The following is a 17,337-nucleotide window of genomic DNA, read 5'->3' on the forward strand; positions in this document are numbered from 1 at the left end:
GTCAGTCCCTGTCCTCGCCCAGCGCCGCGACCATCGCGTCGATCCGCTCGATCGACAGCGCCGACTGGATGGCGAGCACGCCCGCTCCCGCGATCGCCGCATCCGCCCCCATGCGCGACTTCGTGATCTCGAGGTGCTGCGTGGCGAAGGGCATGGCCCGCGTGTAGACGGCCTCGCGCACCCCGGCGATCAGGTGCTCGCCGGCCGCCGAGAGGGCGCCGCCGATCACGATGGTCGACGGGTTCATCAGGCTCACGCAGGTCGTCAGCACCTCGCCGAGGTCGCGTCCCGCCTGGCGCACGGCCTGGATGGCGTCGATGTCGCCCTGCCGCACCAGCTCCACCACCTCACCGCTCGTGGCCACGGCGGCGCCCTCGGTCGACAGGGCCCGCGCCACCGCGGAGCCCGAGGCGATCGCCTCGAGGCAGCCGGTGTTGCCGCAGCGGCAGCTGACACCGGCGCCGCGCGCGACGTAGACGTGACCGAGGTCGCCGGCCGTGCCCTGCGCTCCCCGCTGCAGCACGCCGCCCGAGATGACCCCCGCGCCGATGCCGGTGGCGACCTTCACGAAGATCAGGTCGTCGACGCCCGGCCAGGCGAGCTCGCGCTCCCCCAGCGCCATGATGTTCACGTCGTTGTCGACGAGGGCCGGCACCCCGAAGTGCGCGCCGAGCACACCGGCCACGTCGTAGCGGTCCCAGCCGGGCATGATGGGCGGGTTGATCGGCCGGCCGCTGCTGTGCTCGACCGGGCCGGGCAGTCCGACGCCCACGGCGATCAGCGGTCCGACGCGGTCGCCGGCCGTCGAGACGAGCTCGGAGCCCATCCGCATCACCCGGTCGAGCACCTCCCGCGGGCCCGCGGCGATGTCGAGCTCGGCCGCCGACTCCTCGACCACCCCGCCCGTCAGATCGCTGATCGCGACCCGCACGTGCGACGCCCCGACGTCGACCCCGAGAACGGAGTGTCCGACCGGGTCGAGGGCGAACTGGGTCGACGGGCGCCCGCCGGTGGAGATCGCGTCGCTGACGGGCTTCAGCAGCGCCAGCTTCATCAGGGCGTCGATGCGCAGCGCCACCGTCGACCGGGCGAGCCCGGTCATGCCGGCGAGCTCGGAGCGGGTGCGCGGCCGGCCGTCGCGCAGGATCTGGAACAGATCGCTCGGGTTCGACCCCGAGGGGGAGTTCGGAGTGCGGCCGCCCAGACTTACGTCGATCATCGACACATCCTAGCGTGCAGCGGCCGCCTTCCGGTCGCGGCGTCGACGGAGCCACCCGCGGCGGTCGCCCGACTCCCGGCGGAGGCGGCGGCGCTCGCGCGCCCCCTCGACGAGGTTGTAGAACACCGGCAGCACGATCAGCGTCAGCACCGTCGACGACACCAGGCCGCCGATCACGATGATCGCCAGCGGCTGCGAGATGAACCCGCCCTTGCCGGTGAGCCCGACGGCCATCGGCAGCAGCGCGAAGATCGTCGCCAGCGCCGTCATCAGGATGGGCCGGAGCCGTCGGCTCGCGCCCTCCACCAGGGCGTCGCGCACGCTGAGACCCCGGGTGCGGTACTGGTTCACGAGGTCGACGAGCACGATGGCGTTCGTCACCACGATGCCCACCAGCATCAGCGCGCCGATGATCGACGGCACGCCGAGCGGGATGCCCGAGATGACCTGCAGGCCGATGGCGCCGGTCGCGGCGAACGGGATCGACACGAGCAGCAGCAGCGGCTGCAGGAGGCTCTTGAAGGTCGCCACCATCACCACGTAGACGATCAGGATGGCCACGAGCAGCGCGATGCCGAGCTGCGAGAAGGCGTCCTGCTGGTCGGTCACCACGCCCCCGACCGCGGCGGTCGCTCCCGCGGGCAGCGACACGTCGGCCAGCGCCTGCGTCACCTCGCCGCTCGCGGTGCCGAGGTCGTCGCTGTTCGGCGTGACCGAGACGGTGGCCGTGCGCACGCCCTTCTGGGTGGTGATCGTCGACGGCCCGTCGACCACCGAGACGGTGGCGAGCGAGTCCAGTCGCGCGGGGCCGGCCGCCGTCGGGATGGTCAGCTCGGCGAGCTGCGCCTGGGTGGTGGGCGGGTTCTGGCTGTCGAGGTAGATCGTGTAGTTGGTGTCGTCGATCACGATCGAGCCGATGTTCGTCGGCTGCATGGCCTGCGAGACGATGCCGCCCACGGCGACCTCGCTGAGGCCGGCCTGGGCCGCCTTCGCGCGGTCGACCGCGACCTGCACGAACGGGCGCGAGGCGCTGAGGTTCGAGGAGACCTGCTCGACCGCGCCGAGGTCGGTCATCGCGGCCACGACCGCGTCGGAGGCGGTCGACAGGTCGCCCTGGTTCGTCGCCGTGACGTCGATCGCGATGTCGGAGGAGGTGCCGAGGCCGGCGGCGGCCGAGACGCTGATCTCGCCGACGTCGGGGACGGCCTCGACCTCGCTGCGCACGGTCGACTGCAGCTTCTCCTGGTCGGCGTTCTCGTCGGTGGTGATGTTGTAGGTGATGGAGCTGTCGCCGCCGCCCGAGAAGGCGTCGCGGAGCGAGGAGCCGCTCGAGCCGATGGTGAGCTGCACGGTCTCGACGCCGTCGATGCCCTCGAGCACCGACTCGACCTCGGTCGCCGCAGCCGACTGGGCCTCGAGGCTCGAGCCGACCGGCACGGTCTGGGTGACGGTGAGGGTGTTCTGGCCGCTGCCGCCGAGGAAGTTCGTCTTCATCAGCAGGGTCAGCGGGAGGGTTCCGAGCAGCACCACGATCGCGATCGCGATCGTGACGACGGAGTGCTTCAGCGTCCACGCGATGATCGGGAGGTAGCGGCGCTGCAGCGCGGTGGGCGGCTCCTCCTCGAGCGCCTTGTGGGCGTTCGGGCGGGCGCGGCGGCGAGACGGCTCGATCAGCGCGACCGCGGTGCCGGGCACGGCGCCCGACGCTCCGGCGACGGCGGGGTCGAGCGCGGGATCGTCGACCATCGGCCCGGCGTGGCTGTGCGGTGCCGGTGCGGCCGGTGAGGCAACAGCCTCCTTCGGCTTCGGCGGGCGGATGAACCAGTACGCGAGCACCGGCACGATCGTGAGCGCGACGAGCAGCGAGGCGAGCAGCGCGATCGTCACCGTGAGCGCGAACGGCCGGAACAGCTCGCCCGTGGTGTCGCCCACGAAGGCGAGCGGCAGGAAGACCGCGACCGTCGTGATGGTCGAGGCGGTGATCGCGCCCGCCACCTCGCGCACGGCGTCGACGATCAGCGAGGCGCGGGCGATGCCCGACTCGCGCGGCCCGAGCTCGGCGCCGGCGAGCGACCCGAGGTGCCGCTTGATGTTCTCGATCACCACGATGGAGTCGTCGACCACGCGCCCGATCGCGATCGTCAGCGCGCCGAGCGTGATGATGTTGAGCGTGTAGCCGGAGGCCTGCAGCCCGATGAAGGTGATCAGCACCGAGGTCGGGATGCTGATCGCGGTGACGAGCGTCGACCGGATCGAGAGCAGGAAGACGAACACCACGAGCACCGCGAACACCAGGCCGAGCAGGCCCTCGGTCGCCAGCGACTCGATCGACTCCTGGATGAACGGCGCCTGGTCGAACACGATCGTGAACGTCGCACCGGGCAGGTCGGCCTCGAGCTGCGGCAGCAGGTCGCGCACGCCCTGCGAGACCTCCACCGTGTTGGCGCTCGGCAGCTTGGTGACCGAGACGGTCAGGGCGTCCTGCCCGTTCACCCGCGAGATCGAGGTCACCGGGTCGTCGGCCAGGGCGACCGTGGCCACCTCACCGATGGTGATCGGGGTGCCGTCGCCGTCGAGGCCGGGCAACGGCAGGTTCGCGATGTCGTCGGTGCTGGCGAGCTTCGAGCCCGACTGCACGGCGTAGCTCTGCCCGTTCTCGGTGAGCGTGCCGGCGGGGATGAGGCGGCCGTTCGCATCGACGGCGTCGCTGATGGCGCTCGAGCTCAGCCCGCGCACGGCGAGCGCGGCGGGGTCGGGGGTGATCGTGACGCGCTGGCCGATCTGACCGAGCACCTGCGCCTCGCGCACACCCTCGACGTCTTCGAGCGACGGCACGGCGGTGGTCTCGAGCTGCTGGGCGAGGGCCTTGGCGTCATCACCCGAGACGGCGATCGAGATGATCGGCAGGTCGTCGATGCTGCCGCTCAGCACCTGCGGGTCGAGGTCGGCGGGAAGCGTCGACTTGATGCGGTTGATCGCCTGCGTGAGCTTCTGCTCGGCCGTGGCGAGGTCGGTGCCGTAGGTGAAGGTCGCCGAGATGATGCTGAGGTTCGTGCTCGACGTGGCACTCGTCGTCTCGAGTCCCTCGACGCCCGCGATCGCGGTCTCGATCGGCGTCGACACGTCGTCGTTCACGACCTCGGGGCTCGCACCCGGGTAGGTGGTGAGCACGGCGAGCTGCGGGAACTGGATGCTCGGGATGAGCTCCTGCTTCAGACTCGTCAGGGCCAGCCCGCCGAACACGGCGACGACGATGGTGACGAGCGCGATCAGGGCCCGGTTCTTCATGCTGAGGACGGCGAGGAAATGCACGTGGGGGTCTCTCTCTCAGAGGGATCCGGCGCCGGGCAGATGCCTAGGCTCCTTAACTATCCCACCTACAGCCAGCCCTTGCGCTTGAAGACCGTGTACAGCGCGAAACCGAGCGCCAGCATCAGCCCCATCGCGAACGGGTAGCCGAGCACCCAGTGCAGCTCGGGCATGTACTCGAAGTTCATGCCGTAGATCGTGCCGACGAGAGTCGGGGTGAACAGGATGGCCGCCCAGGACGAGATCTTCTTGATCTCGTTGTTCTGATCCTGGCTGACCAGGGTCGCGTGGGTCGTCAGCGCGTTCTGCAGCAGCTGCCGGAACGAGTCGACGCGATCGGTGATGCGCAGCACGTGGTCGTGCACGTCGCGGAAGTCGTCGCGCAGCTCCTCGTCGGGGCCGGCGGGGTGCTGCGGGCCCGCGGGGCGGTCGAGGTCGTCGCGCAGGCTCTCGAGCACGTCGACGAGCGGATGCACGGCCCGCTGCAGTGCCATCACCTCCCTCGAGAGCTCGTAGATGCGGCGCGACACCTCCTGGTCGCCGTTGAAGAGCTGGTCCTCGATCTCGTCGATGTCGTTCTCGACGCCGGCCACCACGGGGGCGTACTCGTCGACGACCTGGTCGAGCACGGCGTAGAGCGCGGCGAGCGGACCCTTGGCGAGCAGGGCGGGGTCGGCCTCCATCCGTCGACGCACCTGACCGAGGTCGGGCGATTCGGCGTGCCGCACCGAGATCAGGAAGTCGTCGCCGAGGAAGAGGTGCACCTCGCCGAACTCCACCCGCTCCTCGGCGTCGAGGTAGCGGGCCGGGCGCAGGGCGAAGAACGTCGCGGTGCCGTACTTCTCCATCTTGGCGCGCTGGTGTCCGGCGAGGGCGTCCTCCACGGCCAGCGCCGGCAGGTCGAACTCGCGGGTCACCGCGTCGAGCTCCTCGGGGGTGGGGCGGTAGAGGCCGATCCAGGCGAAGCCGTGACGGGCGCGCAGCACCTCGAAGGTCTCGTCAAGCGACTCGGGGTCGGCGGTGCGGCGGCCGGCGACGTAGACGGCGTTGTCGACGATCACGACGCCGCCCGGATCAGCGCCAGCACGATCTGCGCCGAGCGCTCGGCGGTGAGCGCGGTGTTGTCGACGTGGTCGGTGGGCGCGTCGTCGGTGGCGAGGTCGGAGATACCGCGCACGGAGGCGAAGCCGAGGCCGTTCGAGAAGCTGACCTGCGCGATGGCGGAGGACTCCATGTCGACGGCCGCGGCCTCCGGGAAGTCGGTGCGGGCGATCGCGGCGCGGTCGGCGGTGACGAAGGAGTAGCTCGAGACGATGGGGCCGGTGCGGAGCGCCCAGCCCGCCCCGGCGTCGGGGGCGAGGGAGGCGAGGGCGGCGAGCATCCGCTCATCGGCGTCGTAGACCGCGGGCATGCCGGGCACCTGGCCGAGGCGGTAGCCGAACACGCGCGCGTCGGCGTCGATGTTGATGTAGGCGCTGCCGACCACCACGTCACCGGCGGCCACGCCCGCGCCGAGACCGCCCGCGGTGCCCGCCGACAGCACGAGCGGATGCCCGGCCCCCTGCTCGCGTGCCCGCACGATCGCCGTGGTCAGCGCCGACGCGGCGTTCACGAAGCCGATGCCGCTGTGCACCAGCAGCACGGGGAGGCCGTCGAGCACCACGTGGCGCAGCACGGCCTGGCCGACGCGCTCGCCGGCCGGCCCCTCCGCCCAACCTTCGGCCCTGGCGAGGAACGGTGCGGCCTCGTCGGCCATGGCGACCTGCACGATGGCGAGGGGGGCGGGGGTGCGCTGCTCTTCCATCCGAGTGACGCTACCAGCGCCGCTCTACTCCGGACGCCGGAACGGCGCGAGATCCCGCCCGTCCCACGCCGCCACCCGCTCGGGCCGCGCCTCCACCGGGGACTCGACCTGCGCCGGCCGGAGGAGCGCACCCACCAGGACGATGACCGGCAGTGCCAGGAGTGCCGCAGAGAACACCGCCGGAGCGAGGGCTGCCAGGAGCAGGGCGAGCTGGGCCTCGACGGGATAGACGCAGCCGGTGGACGTGCAGACGCCGCTGTTCCAGAACGTCTGCATCATCGGGTGCGAGGTGATGACGAGACCCGCGAACGAGAGCCCGAGCAGCACGACGACGAGGAGCACGACGCGGCGCAGTGACCGACGGGTGGACGAGGACACGGAAGCTCCGATCGGACGGGCGCGGACGACGAGGGCGGTGAGGCCGAGGAGCACGGCGAGCGCCGACCCCGAGGCGAATGCCGACTGCGCCGATCGCAGCACCTGGGCGAGCGTGTAGCTCAGGTCGTCGGGCCGGGCGACGCACTCCCCGGCGGCCTCGCAGTCGAGGCCGGTCGAGATGTTCTGCAGGAACAGGAAGCCCCCCAGCATCAGCACCAGGCCGGCCGAGCCGGCGATGATCAGGCCGATCGCGGCGGTGCGCATCGGTCGTCGTGGCATGCCGTCGACGGTATCAGGCGGGGTCGGGGAGGAAGCGGTAGCCCATGCCCGCCTCCGTGACGAAGTGGCGGGGGCGGGCCGGAACCGGCTCGAGCTTCTTGCGCAGCTGGCCGATGTAGAGGCGCAGGTAGCCCGTCTCCTTCACGCGGTGCGTGCCCCAGACCTCGGTGAGCAGCTCCTGGTGCGTGACGAGCCGGCCGGGGTTCCGCACGAGCAGCTCGAGCAGCTTCCACTCGGTCGGCGTCAGCCGCACCGGGCTGCGGTCGTCGTCGTGCGTCACCTGGTGCGCCGCGAGGTCGACCGTCACCCCGCCGAACGCGATCACCGGCTCGCCACCCGTCGGCCCCGGGGCGCTGCGGCGGGTGAGTGCCCGGATGCGCGCCAGCAGCTCGTCCATCGCGAACGGCTTGGTGACGTAGTCGTCGGCGCCGGCGTCGAGGGCGTCGACCTTGTCGGCCGAGCCCGAGCGGCCCGACACCACGAGGATCGGCACCGCCGACCAGCCCCGCACCGCCTCGATCACCTCGATACCGTCGAGCCGCGGCATCCCGAGGTCGAGCATGATCAGGTCGGGCGAGGTCTGCGCGGCGGCAGCGATCGCCTCGGCGCCGTCGGCCGCGGTGTGGATCTCGTAGCCCTGCGAGCCGAGCGTGATGCGCAGCGCCCGCAGGATCTGCGGGTCGTCGTCGGCGATCAGGATCTTCATGCGTGCGCCTCCTGCGCCTCGTCGGCGCCATCGTCGTCAGCGGCGCGCGCCACCGGCAGCGACACCACCATCGTCAGTCCGCCGCCCGGGGTGTCCTCGGCCTCGAGCGTGCCGCCCATGCCCTCGGCGAACCCCTTCGACAGTGCGAGCCCCAGCCCGAGCCCGGTGAGGTTGTCGAGATCACCCAGCCGCTGGAACGGCACGAACACCTCCTCGCGCCGATCGGCCGGGATGCCCGGCCCCCGGTCGGCCACCCGCAGCTCCACGCTACCGGCGAACGCGCTCGCCGACACCACCACCCGCTCCCCCGCGGGCGAGAAGCGCAGCGCGTTCGAGAGCAGGTTCACGAGCACCCGCTCGAGCAGCACCGGATCCGCCTCGAACGCCGGCAGCCCGGGCGGCAGCTCGAGCTCCACCTGCTCGGGCCCGGCACCGACCTCGTCGAGCACCGCCGGCACGACGTCGTCGAGGTCGACGGGGGCGAGCGAGACGCCGAGCACGCCGGCCTGCAGGCGGCTGACGTCGAGCAGGTCGGTCAGCAGCCGGGCGAGGGCGCCGAGGCTCTCCTCGGCGGTGCTCAGCAGCTCGTCGCGATCGGCCTCGGGCAGCTCGCCGCGGAGTCCGGTCACGGCGGCCGTCGCGCTCGCGAGGGGCCGTCGCAGGTCGTGCGAGACGGCGGCGAGCAGGGCCGAGCGCACGCGGTCGGCGGCGGCGAGCGGGGCGAGGCCGCTCGCGGTCTCCGCCAGGCCCTGGTGCTCGAGCGCCGCGGCGAGCTGGGCGACGATCACGGCGAGCAGCCGCCGGTCGGATGCGCCCAGCTCCCGGCCGTGCAGCTCGAGCACGGCGCCCTCGTCCGCCGCGCCCGGGTCGGCACCGCGGGCGGGGGCGTCGCCGTCCGGCGTGGTCACGGGCACCCGCACCGGCGGGCCGGCGTCGGCCGCCGCCGGCATCGGCGCTACGGGGTCGGCCGCCGGCGGCATGGGAGCCACGGGGTCGGTGCCGCCGGGCGCGGGCCGAGCATCCGCCCCACCCGGCCCCTGGTCGGAGTAGAGCACCTGCCCGCCGCGCACCAGGCGCACCGCGGTGAGCCCGAACGCCTCGCGGGTGACGGTGACCAGGGCCTGCAGCGCATCCTGACCCCGCAGCACGCTGCCGGCGACGGTGGCGAGCAGCTCCGATTCGGCGGCCGAGCGGCGAGCGGCCCGCGAGCGGCGCGCGGCGCGGTCGACCACGAGCGACACCAGCACGGCGATCACGACGTAGAGGACGAGCGCCAGCGCGTGCAGCGGGTCGGCGATCGTGACGCTGTAGAGCGGTTCCACGAAGAAGTAGTCGAGCGTCAGCCCCGACAGCACGGCCGAGACGAGCGCCGGCCAGAGCCCGCCGATCAGCGCCGCGACCACGACGAGCAGCTGGTAGGCGAGCACCTCCGAGGTGATCGACTCGTCGCTTCGGAACGCCGAGAGCAGCCAGGTCAGGAGCGGCCCCGCCACCAGCGCGAAGACGAGGCCCGAGACCCGCCGCCGCACGGTCAGGGCGCCGCGGGTGCCGGGCAGCCGCCGGCGCGCACCGGCCTCGGCGTGAGTCACGATGTGCACGTCGATGTCGCCCGACTCGCGGATGACCGTCGCACCGACCCCCGGCCCGGAGAGCAGCGCGGCGAACCGGCTCCGCCGCGAGGCCCCGAGCACGAGCTGCGTGGCGTTCGAGGATCGGGCGAAGCCGACCAGTGCGCCCGGCACGTCGTCGCCGACGAGCTGGTGGAAGCTGCCGCCGAGGCTCTCCGCGAGCGCGCGCTGCCGGGCGAGGGCCTCGGGGTACCGCTCGCGCAGCCCGTCGGGGGCGCTCACGTGCACCGCCAGCAGCCGGCCGCCGGCCGAGCGGGCCGCGATGCGGGCGCCGCGCCGCAGCAGCGCCTCGCCCTCGGGGCCGCCGGTGAGGGCGACGACGACCCGCTCGCGCGCCTCCCAGTTCTGGCCGATGCCGTGCTCGCTGCGGTAGCGCTGCAGCGAGGAGTCGACCTCGTCGGCCAGCCAGAGCAGCGCGAGCTCCCGGAGCGCGGTGAGGGTGCCGAGGCGGAAGAAGTTCGACAGGGCGGCGTCGATCCGCGCCTCGGGGAGCACCTGGCCCGCGGTCAGCCGCTCGCGGAGCGCGTCGGGGGCGAGGTCGACGAGCTCGATCTGATCGGCGTCGCGCAGCACCGCATCCGGAACCGTCTCGTGCTGCGGCAGCCCGGTGATGCGCTGCACGACGTCGCTCAGCGACTCGATGTGCTGCACGTTCACCGTCGAGATCACGTCGATGCCCGCGTCGCGGAGAGCCTCGACGTCGCGCCAGCGCTTCGCGTGCGCCAGACCCGGCGCATTCGTGTGGGCGAGCTCGTCGACCAGCGCGACCTCGGGGGCGCGGGCCAGCACCGCCTCGAGGTCGAGCTCGCCGAGCCCGCGGAGCCCGCGGAGCCCGCGGACCCGGCGCTCGTCGCCCCGGCCCTCGACCCGCCGATCATCGGCCAGCCGACCCTTGGCGCCCCGACCCTCGGCGCCCCGGCCCTGGGCCTGCCGGCGCGGAACGACCTCGAGGCCCTCGGCCGCCGCTTCGGTCGCCGCGCGGCCGTGCGACTCGACGACCGCGATCACGACGTCCCGCCCCTCGCCCGCGAGCCGCTGCCCCTCCTCGAGCATGGCCGCCGTCTTGCCCACACCGGGCGCGGCCCCCAGCAGCACCCGCAGCGCACCCCGCCCCACGGGCATCCACTCCTCCGCGGCCCCGCCGTGACGGCCGGGCATCTGCCCTAGAGCGTAGTTCCGCCCGCCGACCCCCGTCGACCCGCCCTCGCCTTTCATCCCGCCCCACCTAGGCTGTCGACATGAGGATGCGCCCCGGCACCGTGCTCACCACCGCTCTGCTCGCAGCCACCCTGACCGGCTGCACGGCCGCTCCAGCGCTCGCGCCCACCCCGGCGGCGCCCACTTCCACCGCGGTTGCGACCCCTCCGTCCGCGGCGGCCGCGATCGCCCCAGCCCCCTCGACAGTGGACATCGCCGCCACGACTGAGGCGCCACCGCTGTCGCGGGAGATCCTGGGGAGCGCCGAGCCGGGCGACGACGCGCAGTTCGGTGCCCTGGTGACCGAGCTGTCGCTGCGGTTCCCGGCGCAGTACATCGAGGGCGAGTGGCGGGCCGACGAGGTGCCGCACGCGCGGGTCGCGCTGCTCGGCCCGGTGCCCGAGGAGGTTCGGCAGCTGCTCGAGGCGGCGCCGCTGTCAGTCGAGGTGGTCACCACGGCCGGCCCCTCGCTCGAAGAGTCGAACGCCGCGATCGCGCGGGTGTTCGAGCTGCTGAAGGAACACGACGCGGGCATGTCGGCAGGAGGCGGCTACGAGCAGCACGAGCAGCGCTACTCGATCGACTACACCGCGGCGAACGAGATCGACGGGGAGGCCGTGTCGGCAGCGCTCAATGGCGCCGCCGTGCGGTTGACCTACCTCGGAACCCAGCCGGCCGGCGGCCCCCAGGCCGAGGCGCTCTGACCCGAGGCGCTCTGAGTCGAGGTGGCGCGGGCGGGGGTCAGCGCACGGTGGCGGGGCCGCCCGAGGCGCCGCCGTGGGAGTGGCCGTTGCTGCCGCCCGAACCCGGCTCCTCGGTGAACTGCAGGCCGCCGGAGCCGTTCGAGGAGGCGGTGAGCACGTCGAGCCACTCGCGGTTGATCGAGGGCACGCGCCCGCCGGCGAACTTGAAGTAGAGCGGGATGGACGAGTCGAGCCAGATGCTGGAGCGGCCGTCGCCGATCGCCGGGTCGTCCTTCCAGGAGAAGAAGAAGCTCTCCTTGCGGCGGAGCTTCGCGGCGATCACGATCTGCAGGTGGGTGAGGGTGCGGTCGTCGAACTCGATCTCGATGCCCGACGTGCCGTACAGCAGCTTTCCCATTGCCAAAGTCCTCCCGCGCGCGATGGTATGAGTCCATTAACGCACGGCGGGGCCCCGGATGCGCGCCCGGAGCCGCACGACGAGCCCGCCGGTGCGCGACGGGGCTAGTCTTGCGATCACCGGATGAGATGAGGGCTTTTCGTGTTCAGGAAGAAATCGCCGCGCACTCCCGAGACGGCGGCGCTCCAGCCCGGCTCCGATCTCGAGGTGGCGGGCAGCGACAGCGTGCCGGGCGTGCGGATCAACGCGTTCCGGATCGGCCTCGTCGGCGGGCTCGGGGTGCTGCTCTCGCTCGTGATCGGCTCGGCCGTGACGCAGCTGAGCACCGTTCTGATCTACGTGGGCGTCGCCCTCTTCCTCGCGCTCGGCCTCGACCCGCTGGTGTCCTGGCTCGAGCGGCGCATGCCGCGGCCGCTCGCGATCGTGATCGTGTTCGCCGCGGTCATCGGGCTGTTCGTGGGGCTGCTGTTCGCGGTCATCCCGCTCGTGGTCGAGCAGGCCGGCAACCTGTTCCGCCAATTCCCCGATCTGGTGACCGACTTCGAGCAGAGCGACTTCGTCGCGACCGTGCAGACGAACCTCGGCGACTTCGTCGACATCAACAAGGCCGTGCAGTCGGCGACCGACTTCGTGCAGGACCCGAACAACCTGCTCGCCCTCGGCGGCGGCCTGCTCGCGGTCGGCAGCGGCATCGCGAGCGGCCTCACCGGCTCGGTCATCGTGCTCATCCTGACCCTGTACTTCCTCGCCTCGCTCCGCAGCATGAAGAAGGTCACCTACCGCTTCGTCCCGGCCAACAAGCGGGCGTCCTTCGCCTCCCTCACCGAGGACGTGACCGGCGCCGTCGGCCGCTACGTCGTGGGCCAGATCGGGCTCGCCGCGATCAACGGCGTGCTGAGCCTGATCTTCCTGTCGATCATCGGCGCCCCGCTGCCGGTGCTGTTCGCCTTCGTGGCGTTCCTGGCGTCGCTGATCCCGCTCGTCGGCACGCTCAGCGGCTCCCTGATCATCGTGCTGGTGTGCCTGTTCGCCTCGCCGATCACCGCGCTCGTGGCCCTGATCTACTACCTGATCTACATGCAGGTGGAGGCCTACTTCCTCAGCCCCCGCATCATGAACCGCGCGGTCTCGGTTCCCGGCTCGATCGTCGTCATCGCGGCCGTCGCCGGCGGCACACTCGGCTCCGTGCTCGGCGCGCTCGTCGCCATACCGATCGCCGCCTCGGCGATCATCATCGTGCAGAAGGTCGTCTTCCCGAAGCAGGACGCGAAGGTCTAGCTGTACGGCCCCCGGCAGAGACGAGCGGATGTCGGCGGCCGGGCGTACGGTCGATCTAGTCAGCGACGAAAGGATTCGTAAATGACCAGCACCATCGAACGCACTGTCGAGGCTCCCGCCGACGGCGGCGCCAAGACCACTCGACGCCAGAACGCCGAGAAGGGCTTCACCGCCTCGAAGCAGCTCACCGACGACCTCCAGAAGGTGCTCGTCGACCTGATCGAGCTGCACCTCCAGGGCAAGCAGGCCCACTGGAACGTGGTCGGCAAGAACTTCCGCGACCTGCACCTGCAGCTCGACGAGATCATCGACGCCGCCCGCGAGTTCTCCGACGTGGTCGCCGAGCGCCTGCGCGCCCTGCACGCCTCGCCCGACGGCCGCAGCGACACCGTCGCGGCCACCACGACGCTGCCCGAGTACCCGAACGGCGAGGTCGACACGGCCGAGACGGTCGACCTCATCACGCAGCGCCTCGAGGCGACCGTGGGCACCATGCGCGAGGTGCACGACGAGGTCGACGACGAAGACCCGACGAGCGCCGACATCCTGCACGCGATCATCGACAAGCTCGAGCAGTACGCCTGGATGGTCTCGGCCGAGAACCGCACGCCGGCCCGCTCCAAGTAGCACCCGGCACCACCCGAAGGCCCCCGCCTCGCCCCCGGCGAGCGGGGGCCTTCGCGCTGCGTGACGACGCCGACCGGGCCCGCCCTACGAGGCGGCCGGCGGGTCGAGCGGGAAGACGAGCAGCGAGCTCGTGGCCGTCGCGATCAGGTTCCCCGCCGCATCCGTCACCCGCCCCTCGGTGAAGGCGACCCGGCGCCCCGGCTTGAGAACGCGGCCCTCGACGGTGATGCGGCCCGTGGACTGCCGGAGCGGCCGCAGGTAGCTGACGTTCAGGTCGATCGAGGTGTAGCCCACTCCCGCCGGCAGCGTCGACTGCACCGCGCAGCCGGCCGCCGAGTCGAGCAGGGTGCACACCAGCCCGCCGTGCACGATGCCGATCGTGTTGTAGTGCGACTCGTCGGGCAGGCAGCTGAACACGGCCCGGCCCACCTCGGCCTCGACGAGGTCCATGCCCATCAACCGCCCCATCGGCGGCGGCGGGAAGGTGCCGTCGATCAGCCCCTGCAGGTAGTCGATCCCGGCGAGCCCGGCCGCGGGGCGCGAGGTCTCGAACGGGTCGTCCCACTCGATCACGCGCCGTCGGCGGGGGCCCTCTGCAACGTCGTCGTCAGCCATGCCGACACTGTAGGACGGGCCGCCCGCCGGGGGCGATGCGTTGTGGGAATCGTCAACCGTGGGGGTGCGCCCCCGGGTGCGTGCGCTCGAGAGCCGCACCCTCGACGTCGACGTCGGGCAGCAGCCGGTCGAGCCAGCGGGGCAGCCACCAGGCCGAGCGGCCGAGCAGATGCATCAGCGCCGGCATCAGCAGCATGCGCACCACGAAGGCGTCGAGCAGCACGCCGAAGGCGAGCCCGAAGCCGATCGAGCGGATGATCGTCGACTCCGAGAAGATGAACCCGCCGAACACCGCGATCATGATCAGCGCCGCCGCGATCACGACCGAGCGGCCGGCCTGGAACCCCTGCGCGACCGCGAGCCGCGCCTCCGCCCCGTGAACGTAGGCCTCGCGCATGCCCGACGCGAGGAAGAGCTGGTAGTCCATCGCCAGCCCGAACAGGATGCCCACCAGGATGACCGGCAGGAAGCTCAGGATCGGCCCCGTGCTGTGCAGCCCGATCAGCTCGGCACCCCAGCCGAACTGGAACACCGACACGATCAGCCCGTAGGTCGCGAACAGCGACAGCACGAACCCGCCGGTGGCGATCACCGGCACGAGCAGCGATCGGAACACCAGCACCATGATCACGAGCGACAGCCCCACGACCACCACGAGGTAGAGCGGCAGCACGGCGCTCAACCCCTCCGAGATGTCGATGTTCGTGGCCGCCTGGCCCGCGACCCCGAGCGTCATCGCGCCGGTGACGGCGTCGCTCGTGACCGGGGGCAGGTTCCGGATGCTCTGCACCAGCTCCTCGGTCGAGACGCTGTTCGGCCCCTCCGCCGGCAGCACCTGGAACGCCAGAAGCGTGCCGTCCTCCGACGCGGCGATCGGCGCCACCGCCTCGACGTCGGACTGGGCGCCGAGCACCTCCGCGACGGCGAGCTGCGCGTCGGGCAGGGTGTCCTCGGAGACGCCCTCGTCGAGCGTCGCGGTCACCAGCAGCGGACCGTTGGCGCCCTCACCGAACTCGTCGTCGACGATCGAGAAGGCGCGTGCGCTGGTGCTGCCCTCGGGCTCGGTCGAGCCGTCGGGCAGGCCGAGCCGCATCGACATCGCGGGGATCGCGATGACGAGCAGCGCGACGATGCTCACCAGCACCGTCGTGACGGCGCGCACGGTCGACATGCGGCGGGCCGGCTTCTGCTCCTTCTGCCGGCCGATCGTCGCCCGCACCTTCCGGCGCAGCAGCCGCTCGCCGACGAGGCCGAGGATGGCGGGGGCGAGCGTTATGGCGATCAGCACGGCGACCGCGACGCAGACCGCGCCGACCGTGCCCATCAGGCCGAGGAACGGGATGCCCGTGACGTTGAGCGCGAGCAGCGCGACGATCACGGTCGAGCCGGCGAACACCACGGCGGTGCCCGAGGTGCCCGTGGCGAGCCCGATCGACTCACGCACCGGAACGCCGGCGAGCACCTGCCTGCGGTGCCGGTTGACGATGAAGAGCGAGTAGTCGATGCCGACGGCGAGGCCGAGCATCACGCCGAGCACCGGGGTGACCGAGGCCATGTCGATGACACCCGAGAGCGACAGCGAGGCGGTGACGCCCACGCCGACCCCGACGAGCGCCGTGACGATCGGCAGGGCGGCGGCCAGCAGCGAGCCGAGCATGACGATGAGCACGACGGCCGCGAAAATCAGCCCGACGGCCTCGCCGACGCCGAAGATCTGGGGCACGCCCTGGGCGATGTCGGTGCCGAAGGCCACGGTCGCTCCGGGCACCGGGGAGTCGTCGAAGTGGTCGATGACGCCCTGCTTGACCTCCTCCGACAGCTCGAGCCGCGGATCGGTGAAGGACACGTTGACGATAGCGGTCGACCCGTCCTCCGACACCACGCCGATTCCGTCGGCGAGCTCGAGCAGGCCGGTACCGGTGGCGAGCTGCGCGGCCCCCGCCTCGAGCTCGGTGCGCGAGGCGTCGAGTTGGGCCTGCTGGGCGTCCAAGGCGGCGAGCTGCTCGGGGCCGGCTCCGGCGGCCACGGCCTGGTCGAGTGCCGCGGTCAGCTGCTGCTGCCCGGCGTCGAGCTGGGCGCGGCCCTCGGTCAGTCGGGCCTCGGCCGTCGAGAGGCGGATGCCCTGGTCCTGCTGCTGCTTCTGCGCGTCGAACGGGTCGATCACCGCGGCGACCCCGTCGAGCTCGGTGGCCGAGGCGGCGAGCTCGGAGATCGACTGCCGCTGCGCATCCGTGAAGGCCTCACCGGAGTCGGTCTGGTAGACCACGGTGCCCGTGCCGCCCGCGGTGTCGGGGAGCTTCTCGGCCAGCTGGTCGGTGACGGCGCCGGAGGCCGTGCCCGGGATGTCGAAGCTGTTCGTCAGCGTGCCGCCGAAGGCGAGGAACGCGCCGACCGAGACCCCGAGCAGCACCACCCAGGTGATGACGACCGCCCACGCGCGACGCGCGGCGAACGAACCGAGCCGGAACAGCGATGACGCCATGAGCGATCTCCCTCGAGACGGCGCCGTCGGGTCGGGCGCACCGTCGGACTTTGATCATACGCCACGTCTCGTCTAGCTCCCGACAGTATCCTGGGCGGATGACCGAGCATCGCAGCGGGCCCGTGCGCAGCGCCGTGGCGCGGGAGGCGATCCTCTCGGCGACGGCCACGCTGCTCGTCGACGAGGGCTGGGACCATCTCACCATCGAGGGCATCGCCCGGGCGGCCGGGGTGGGCAAGCAGACCATCTACCGGTGGTGGTCGTCGAAGGGCGCGCTCGTCGCCGAGTGCCTGCTCGACGGCCGGTTCTTCGCCGTCGAACCGGTCGTGGGCGACACGGGCGATCTGCGCCGGGATCTCCGCGACTGGCTGACCCCGGTGCTGCACTTCCTGAACACTCCGACGGGCCGCTCGCTGCTGCACTCGCTGGTCGCCGCCGCCACCGAGGAGGCGGGCGTGGGAGCGCATCTCAGCGAGGCCTTCGGCGCCGACCGTCTGCTCGCCGATCGGCTTCGGGCCGCCGTGGCCGCGCGCGAACTGCCGCCCGGCACCCCGGTCGACCAGCTCGGTCATGCCGTGTTCGGCGCCCTGATCTTCGAGGTGCTGAGCAAGGACGAGATCGACGTGGCCGCCTTCCTCGACCTGGTCGAGTTCCTGCTCGGCCCGCGAACGGCGCTGTTCGCCCCGGCCGCACCCCCGGCCCCGGCGTAGGCGC

14 protein-coding genes are annotated in these 17,337 nt (G+C 72.1%); 4 read left to right on the forward strand and 10 right to left on the reverse strand.

All coding sequences use genetic code 11. The features are described 5' to 3' along the window. Nucleotide 1: 1 nt before the first annotated feature. The 7 genes from BJ984_RS01485 to BJ984_RS01515 all read right to left on the reverse strand — a co-directional run bounded on the left by BJ984_RS01485 (nucleotide 2) and on the right by BJ984_RS01515 (nucleotide 10,439). Nucleotides 2-1,219, reverse strand: coding sequence for an ROK family transcriptional regulator (locus BJ984_RS01485; RefSeq protein WP_179546518.1), 1,218 nt, complete (start codon nucleotides 1,217-1,219; stop codon nucleotides 2-4). A 9-nt stretch (nucleotides 1,220-1,228) separates the two neighbouring features. After that, nucleotides 1,229-4,531: an efflux RND transporter permease subunit gene (locus tag BJ984_RS01490; RefSeq protein WP_179546519.1), complete on the reverse strand. Its 3,303-nt coding sequence runs from the start codon at nucleotides 4,529-4,531 to the stop codon at nucleotides 1,229-1,231. A gap of 65 nt (nucleotides 4,532-4,596) precedes the next feature. Continuing rightward, nucleotides 4,597-5,589 (reverse strand): magnesium/cobalt transporter CorA, encoded by a 993-nt coding sequence (gene corA, locus BJ984_RS01495; RefSeq protein ID WP_179546520.1) that lies wholly within the window; start codon nucleotides 5,587-5,589, stop codon nucleotides 4,597-4,599. Continuing rightward, nucleotides 5,586-6,332: a 5'-methylthioadenosine/S-adenosylhomocysteine nucleosidase gene (gene mtnN, locus BJ984_RS18480; RefSeq protein WP_179546521.1), complete on the reverse strand. Its 747-nt coding sequence runs from the start codon at nucleotides 6,330-6,332 to the stop codon at nucleotides 5,586-5,588. The genes corA and mtnN overlap by 4 nt, the downstream gene beginning before the upstream one ends. A gap of 24 nt (nucleotides 6,333-6,356) precedes the next feature. Beyond that, nucleotides 6,357-6,989: a hypothetical protein gene (locus BJ984_RS01505; protein ID WP_179546522.1), complete on the reverse strand. Its 633-nt coding sequence runs from the start codon at nucleotides 6,987-6,989 to the stop codon at nucleotides 6,357-6,359. 13 nt (nucleotides 6,990-7,002) lie between these two features. Beyond that, complete coding sequence (locus BJ984_RS01510; protein ID WP_179546523.1) at nucleotides 7,003-7,695, reverse strand: response regulator; 693 nt, start codon at nucleotides 7,693-7,695, stop codon at nucleotides 7,003-7,005. After that, the gene (locus tag BJ984_RS01515; protein WP_373877406.1) at nucleotides 7,692-10,439 is read right to left on the reverse strand and encodes a DUF4118 domain-containing protein; all 2,748 of its coding nucleotides are present in this window, start codon (nucleotides 10,437-10,439) and stop codon (nucleotides 7,692-7,694) included. Before BJ984_RS01515 ends, BJ984_RS01510 begins: the two co-directional genes overlap by 4 nt. Nucleotides 10,440-10,561: 122 nt before the next feature. Here BJ984_RS01515 and BJ984_RS01520 point away from each other — a divergent pair, with 122 nt between their 5' ends. Next, the gene (locus tag BJ984_RS01520; protein WP_179546524.1) at nucleotides 10,562-11,224 is read left to right on the forward strand and encodes a hypothetical protein; all 663 of its coding nucleotides are present in this window, start codon (nucleotides 10,562-10,564) and stop codon (nucleotides 11,222-11,224) included. A 37-nt stretch (nucleotides 11,225-11,261) separates the two neighbouring features. Here BJ984_RS01520 and BJ984_RS01525 read toward each other — a convergent pair whose 3' ends face one another. Further along, nucleotides 11,262-11,621, reverse strand: a complete 360-nt coding sequence (locus BJ984_RS01525; RefSeq protein ID WP_173182515.1) for a DUF7882 family protein — start codon at nucleotides 11,619-11,621, stop codon at nucleotides 11,262-11,264. Between the two features lie 141 nt (nucleotides 11,622-11,762). Here BJ984_RS01525 and BJ984_RS01530 point away from each other — a divergent pair, with 141 nt between their 5' ends. Both BJ984_RS01530 and BJ984_RS01535 read left to right on the forward strand, forming a co-directional pair. Continuing rightward, nucleotides 11,763-12,899 (forward strand): AI-2E family transporter, encoded by a 1,137-nt coding sequence (locus BJ984_RS01530; RefSeq protein ID WP_271206349.1) that lies wholly within the window; start codon nucleotides 11,763-11,765, stop codon nucleotides 12,897-12,899. Between the two features lie 81 nt (nucleotides 12,900-12,980). Then, complete coding sequence (locus tag BJ984_RS01535; protein WP_179546525.1) at nucleotides 12,981-13,526, forward strand: Dps family protein; 546 nt, start codon at nucleotides 12,981-12,983, stop codon at nucleotides 13,524-13,526. Nucleotides 13,527-13,610: 84 nt separating this feature from the next. On the opposite strand, the gene BJ984_RS01540 is transcribed toward BJ984_RS01535, so the two are convergent. Together BJ984_RS01540 and BJ984_RS01545 are read right to left on the reverse strand one after the other, a co-directional pair. After that, nucleotides 13,611-14,141 carry a PaaI family thioesterase gene (locus BJ984_RS01540; RefSeq protein WP_179546526.1) on the reverse strand — a complete coding sequence of 177 codons (531 nt, stop codon included), beginning with the start codon at nucleotides 14,139-14,141 and terminating at the stop codon, nucleotides 13,611-13,613. A 52-nt stretch (nucleotides 14,142-14,193) separates the two neighbouring features. After that, nucleotides 14,194-16,623, reverse strand: a complete 2,430-nt coding sequence (locus BJ984_RS01545; RefSeq protein ID WP_179546527.1) for an MMPL family transporter — start codon at nucleotides 16,621-16,623, stop codon at nucleotides 14,194-14,196. A 98-nt stretch (nucleotides 16,624-16,721) separates the two neighbouring features. On the opposite strand from BJ984_RS01545, the gene BJ984_RS01550 reads away from it, so the two are divergent. Further along, a complete protein-coding gene (locus BJ984_RS01550; protein ID WP_179546528.1) occupies nucleotides 16,722-17,333 on the forward strand; it encodes a TetR/AcrR family transcriptional regulator in 612 nt (203 codons plus the stop codon). Nucleotides 17,334-17,337 lie beyond the last annotated feature (4 nt).

The sequence above is a fragment of the Herbiconiux flava genome, from assembly GCF_013409865.1.
Taxonomy (GTDB): Bacteria; Actinomycetota; Actinomycetes; order Actinomycetales; family Microbacteriaceae; genus Herbiconiux; species Herbiconiux flava.

Bases quoted from the DNA above. Each gene is read 5' to 3' on its own strand.
- BJ984_RS01485 (WP_179546518.1), bottom strand. From the start codon at position 1,219: ATGATCGACGTAAGTCTGGGCGGCCGCACTCCGAACTCCCCCTCGGGG.
- mtnN (WP_179546521.1), bottom strand. From the start codon at position 6,332: ATGGAAGAGCAGCGCACCCCCGCCCCCCTCGCCATCGTGCAGGTCGCC.
- BJ984_RS01505 (WP_179546522.1), bottom strand. From the start codon at position 6,989: ATGCCACGACGACCGATGCGCACCGCCGCGATCGGCCTGATCATCGCC.
- BJ984_RS01510 (WP_179546523.1), bottom strand. From the start codon at position 7,695: ATGAAGATCCTGATCGCCGACGACGACCCGCAGATCCTGCGGGCGCTG.
- BJ984_RS01520 (WP_179546524.1), top strand. From the start codon at position 10,562: ATGAGGATGCGCCCCGGCACCGTGCTCACCACCGCTCTGCTCGCAGCC.
- BJ984_RS01525 (WP_173182515.1), bottom strand. From the start codon at position 11,621: ATGGGAAAGCTGCTGTACGGCACGTCGGGCATCGAGATCGAGTTCGAC.
- BJ984_RS01535 (WP_179546525.1), top strand. From the start codon at position 12,981: ATGACCAGCACCATCGAACGCACTGTCGAGGCTCCCGCCGACGGCGGC.
- BJ984_RS01540 (WP_179546526.1), bottom strand. From the start codon at position 14,141: ATGGCTGACGACGACGTTGCAGAGGGCCCCCGCCGACGGCGCGTGATC.
- BJ984_RS01545 (WP_179546527.1), bottom strand. From the start codon at position 16,623: ATGGCGTCATCGCTGTTCCGGCTCGGTTCGTTCGCCGCGCGTCGCGCG.
- BJ984_RS01550 (WP_179546528.1), top strand. From the start codon at position 16,722: ATGACCGAGCATCGCAGCGGGCCCGTGCGCAGCGCCGTGGCGCGGGAG.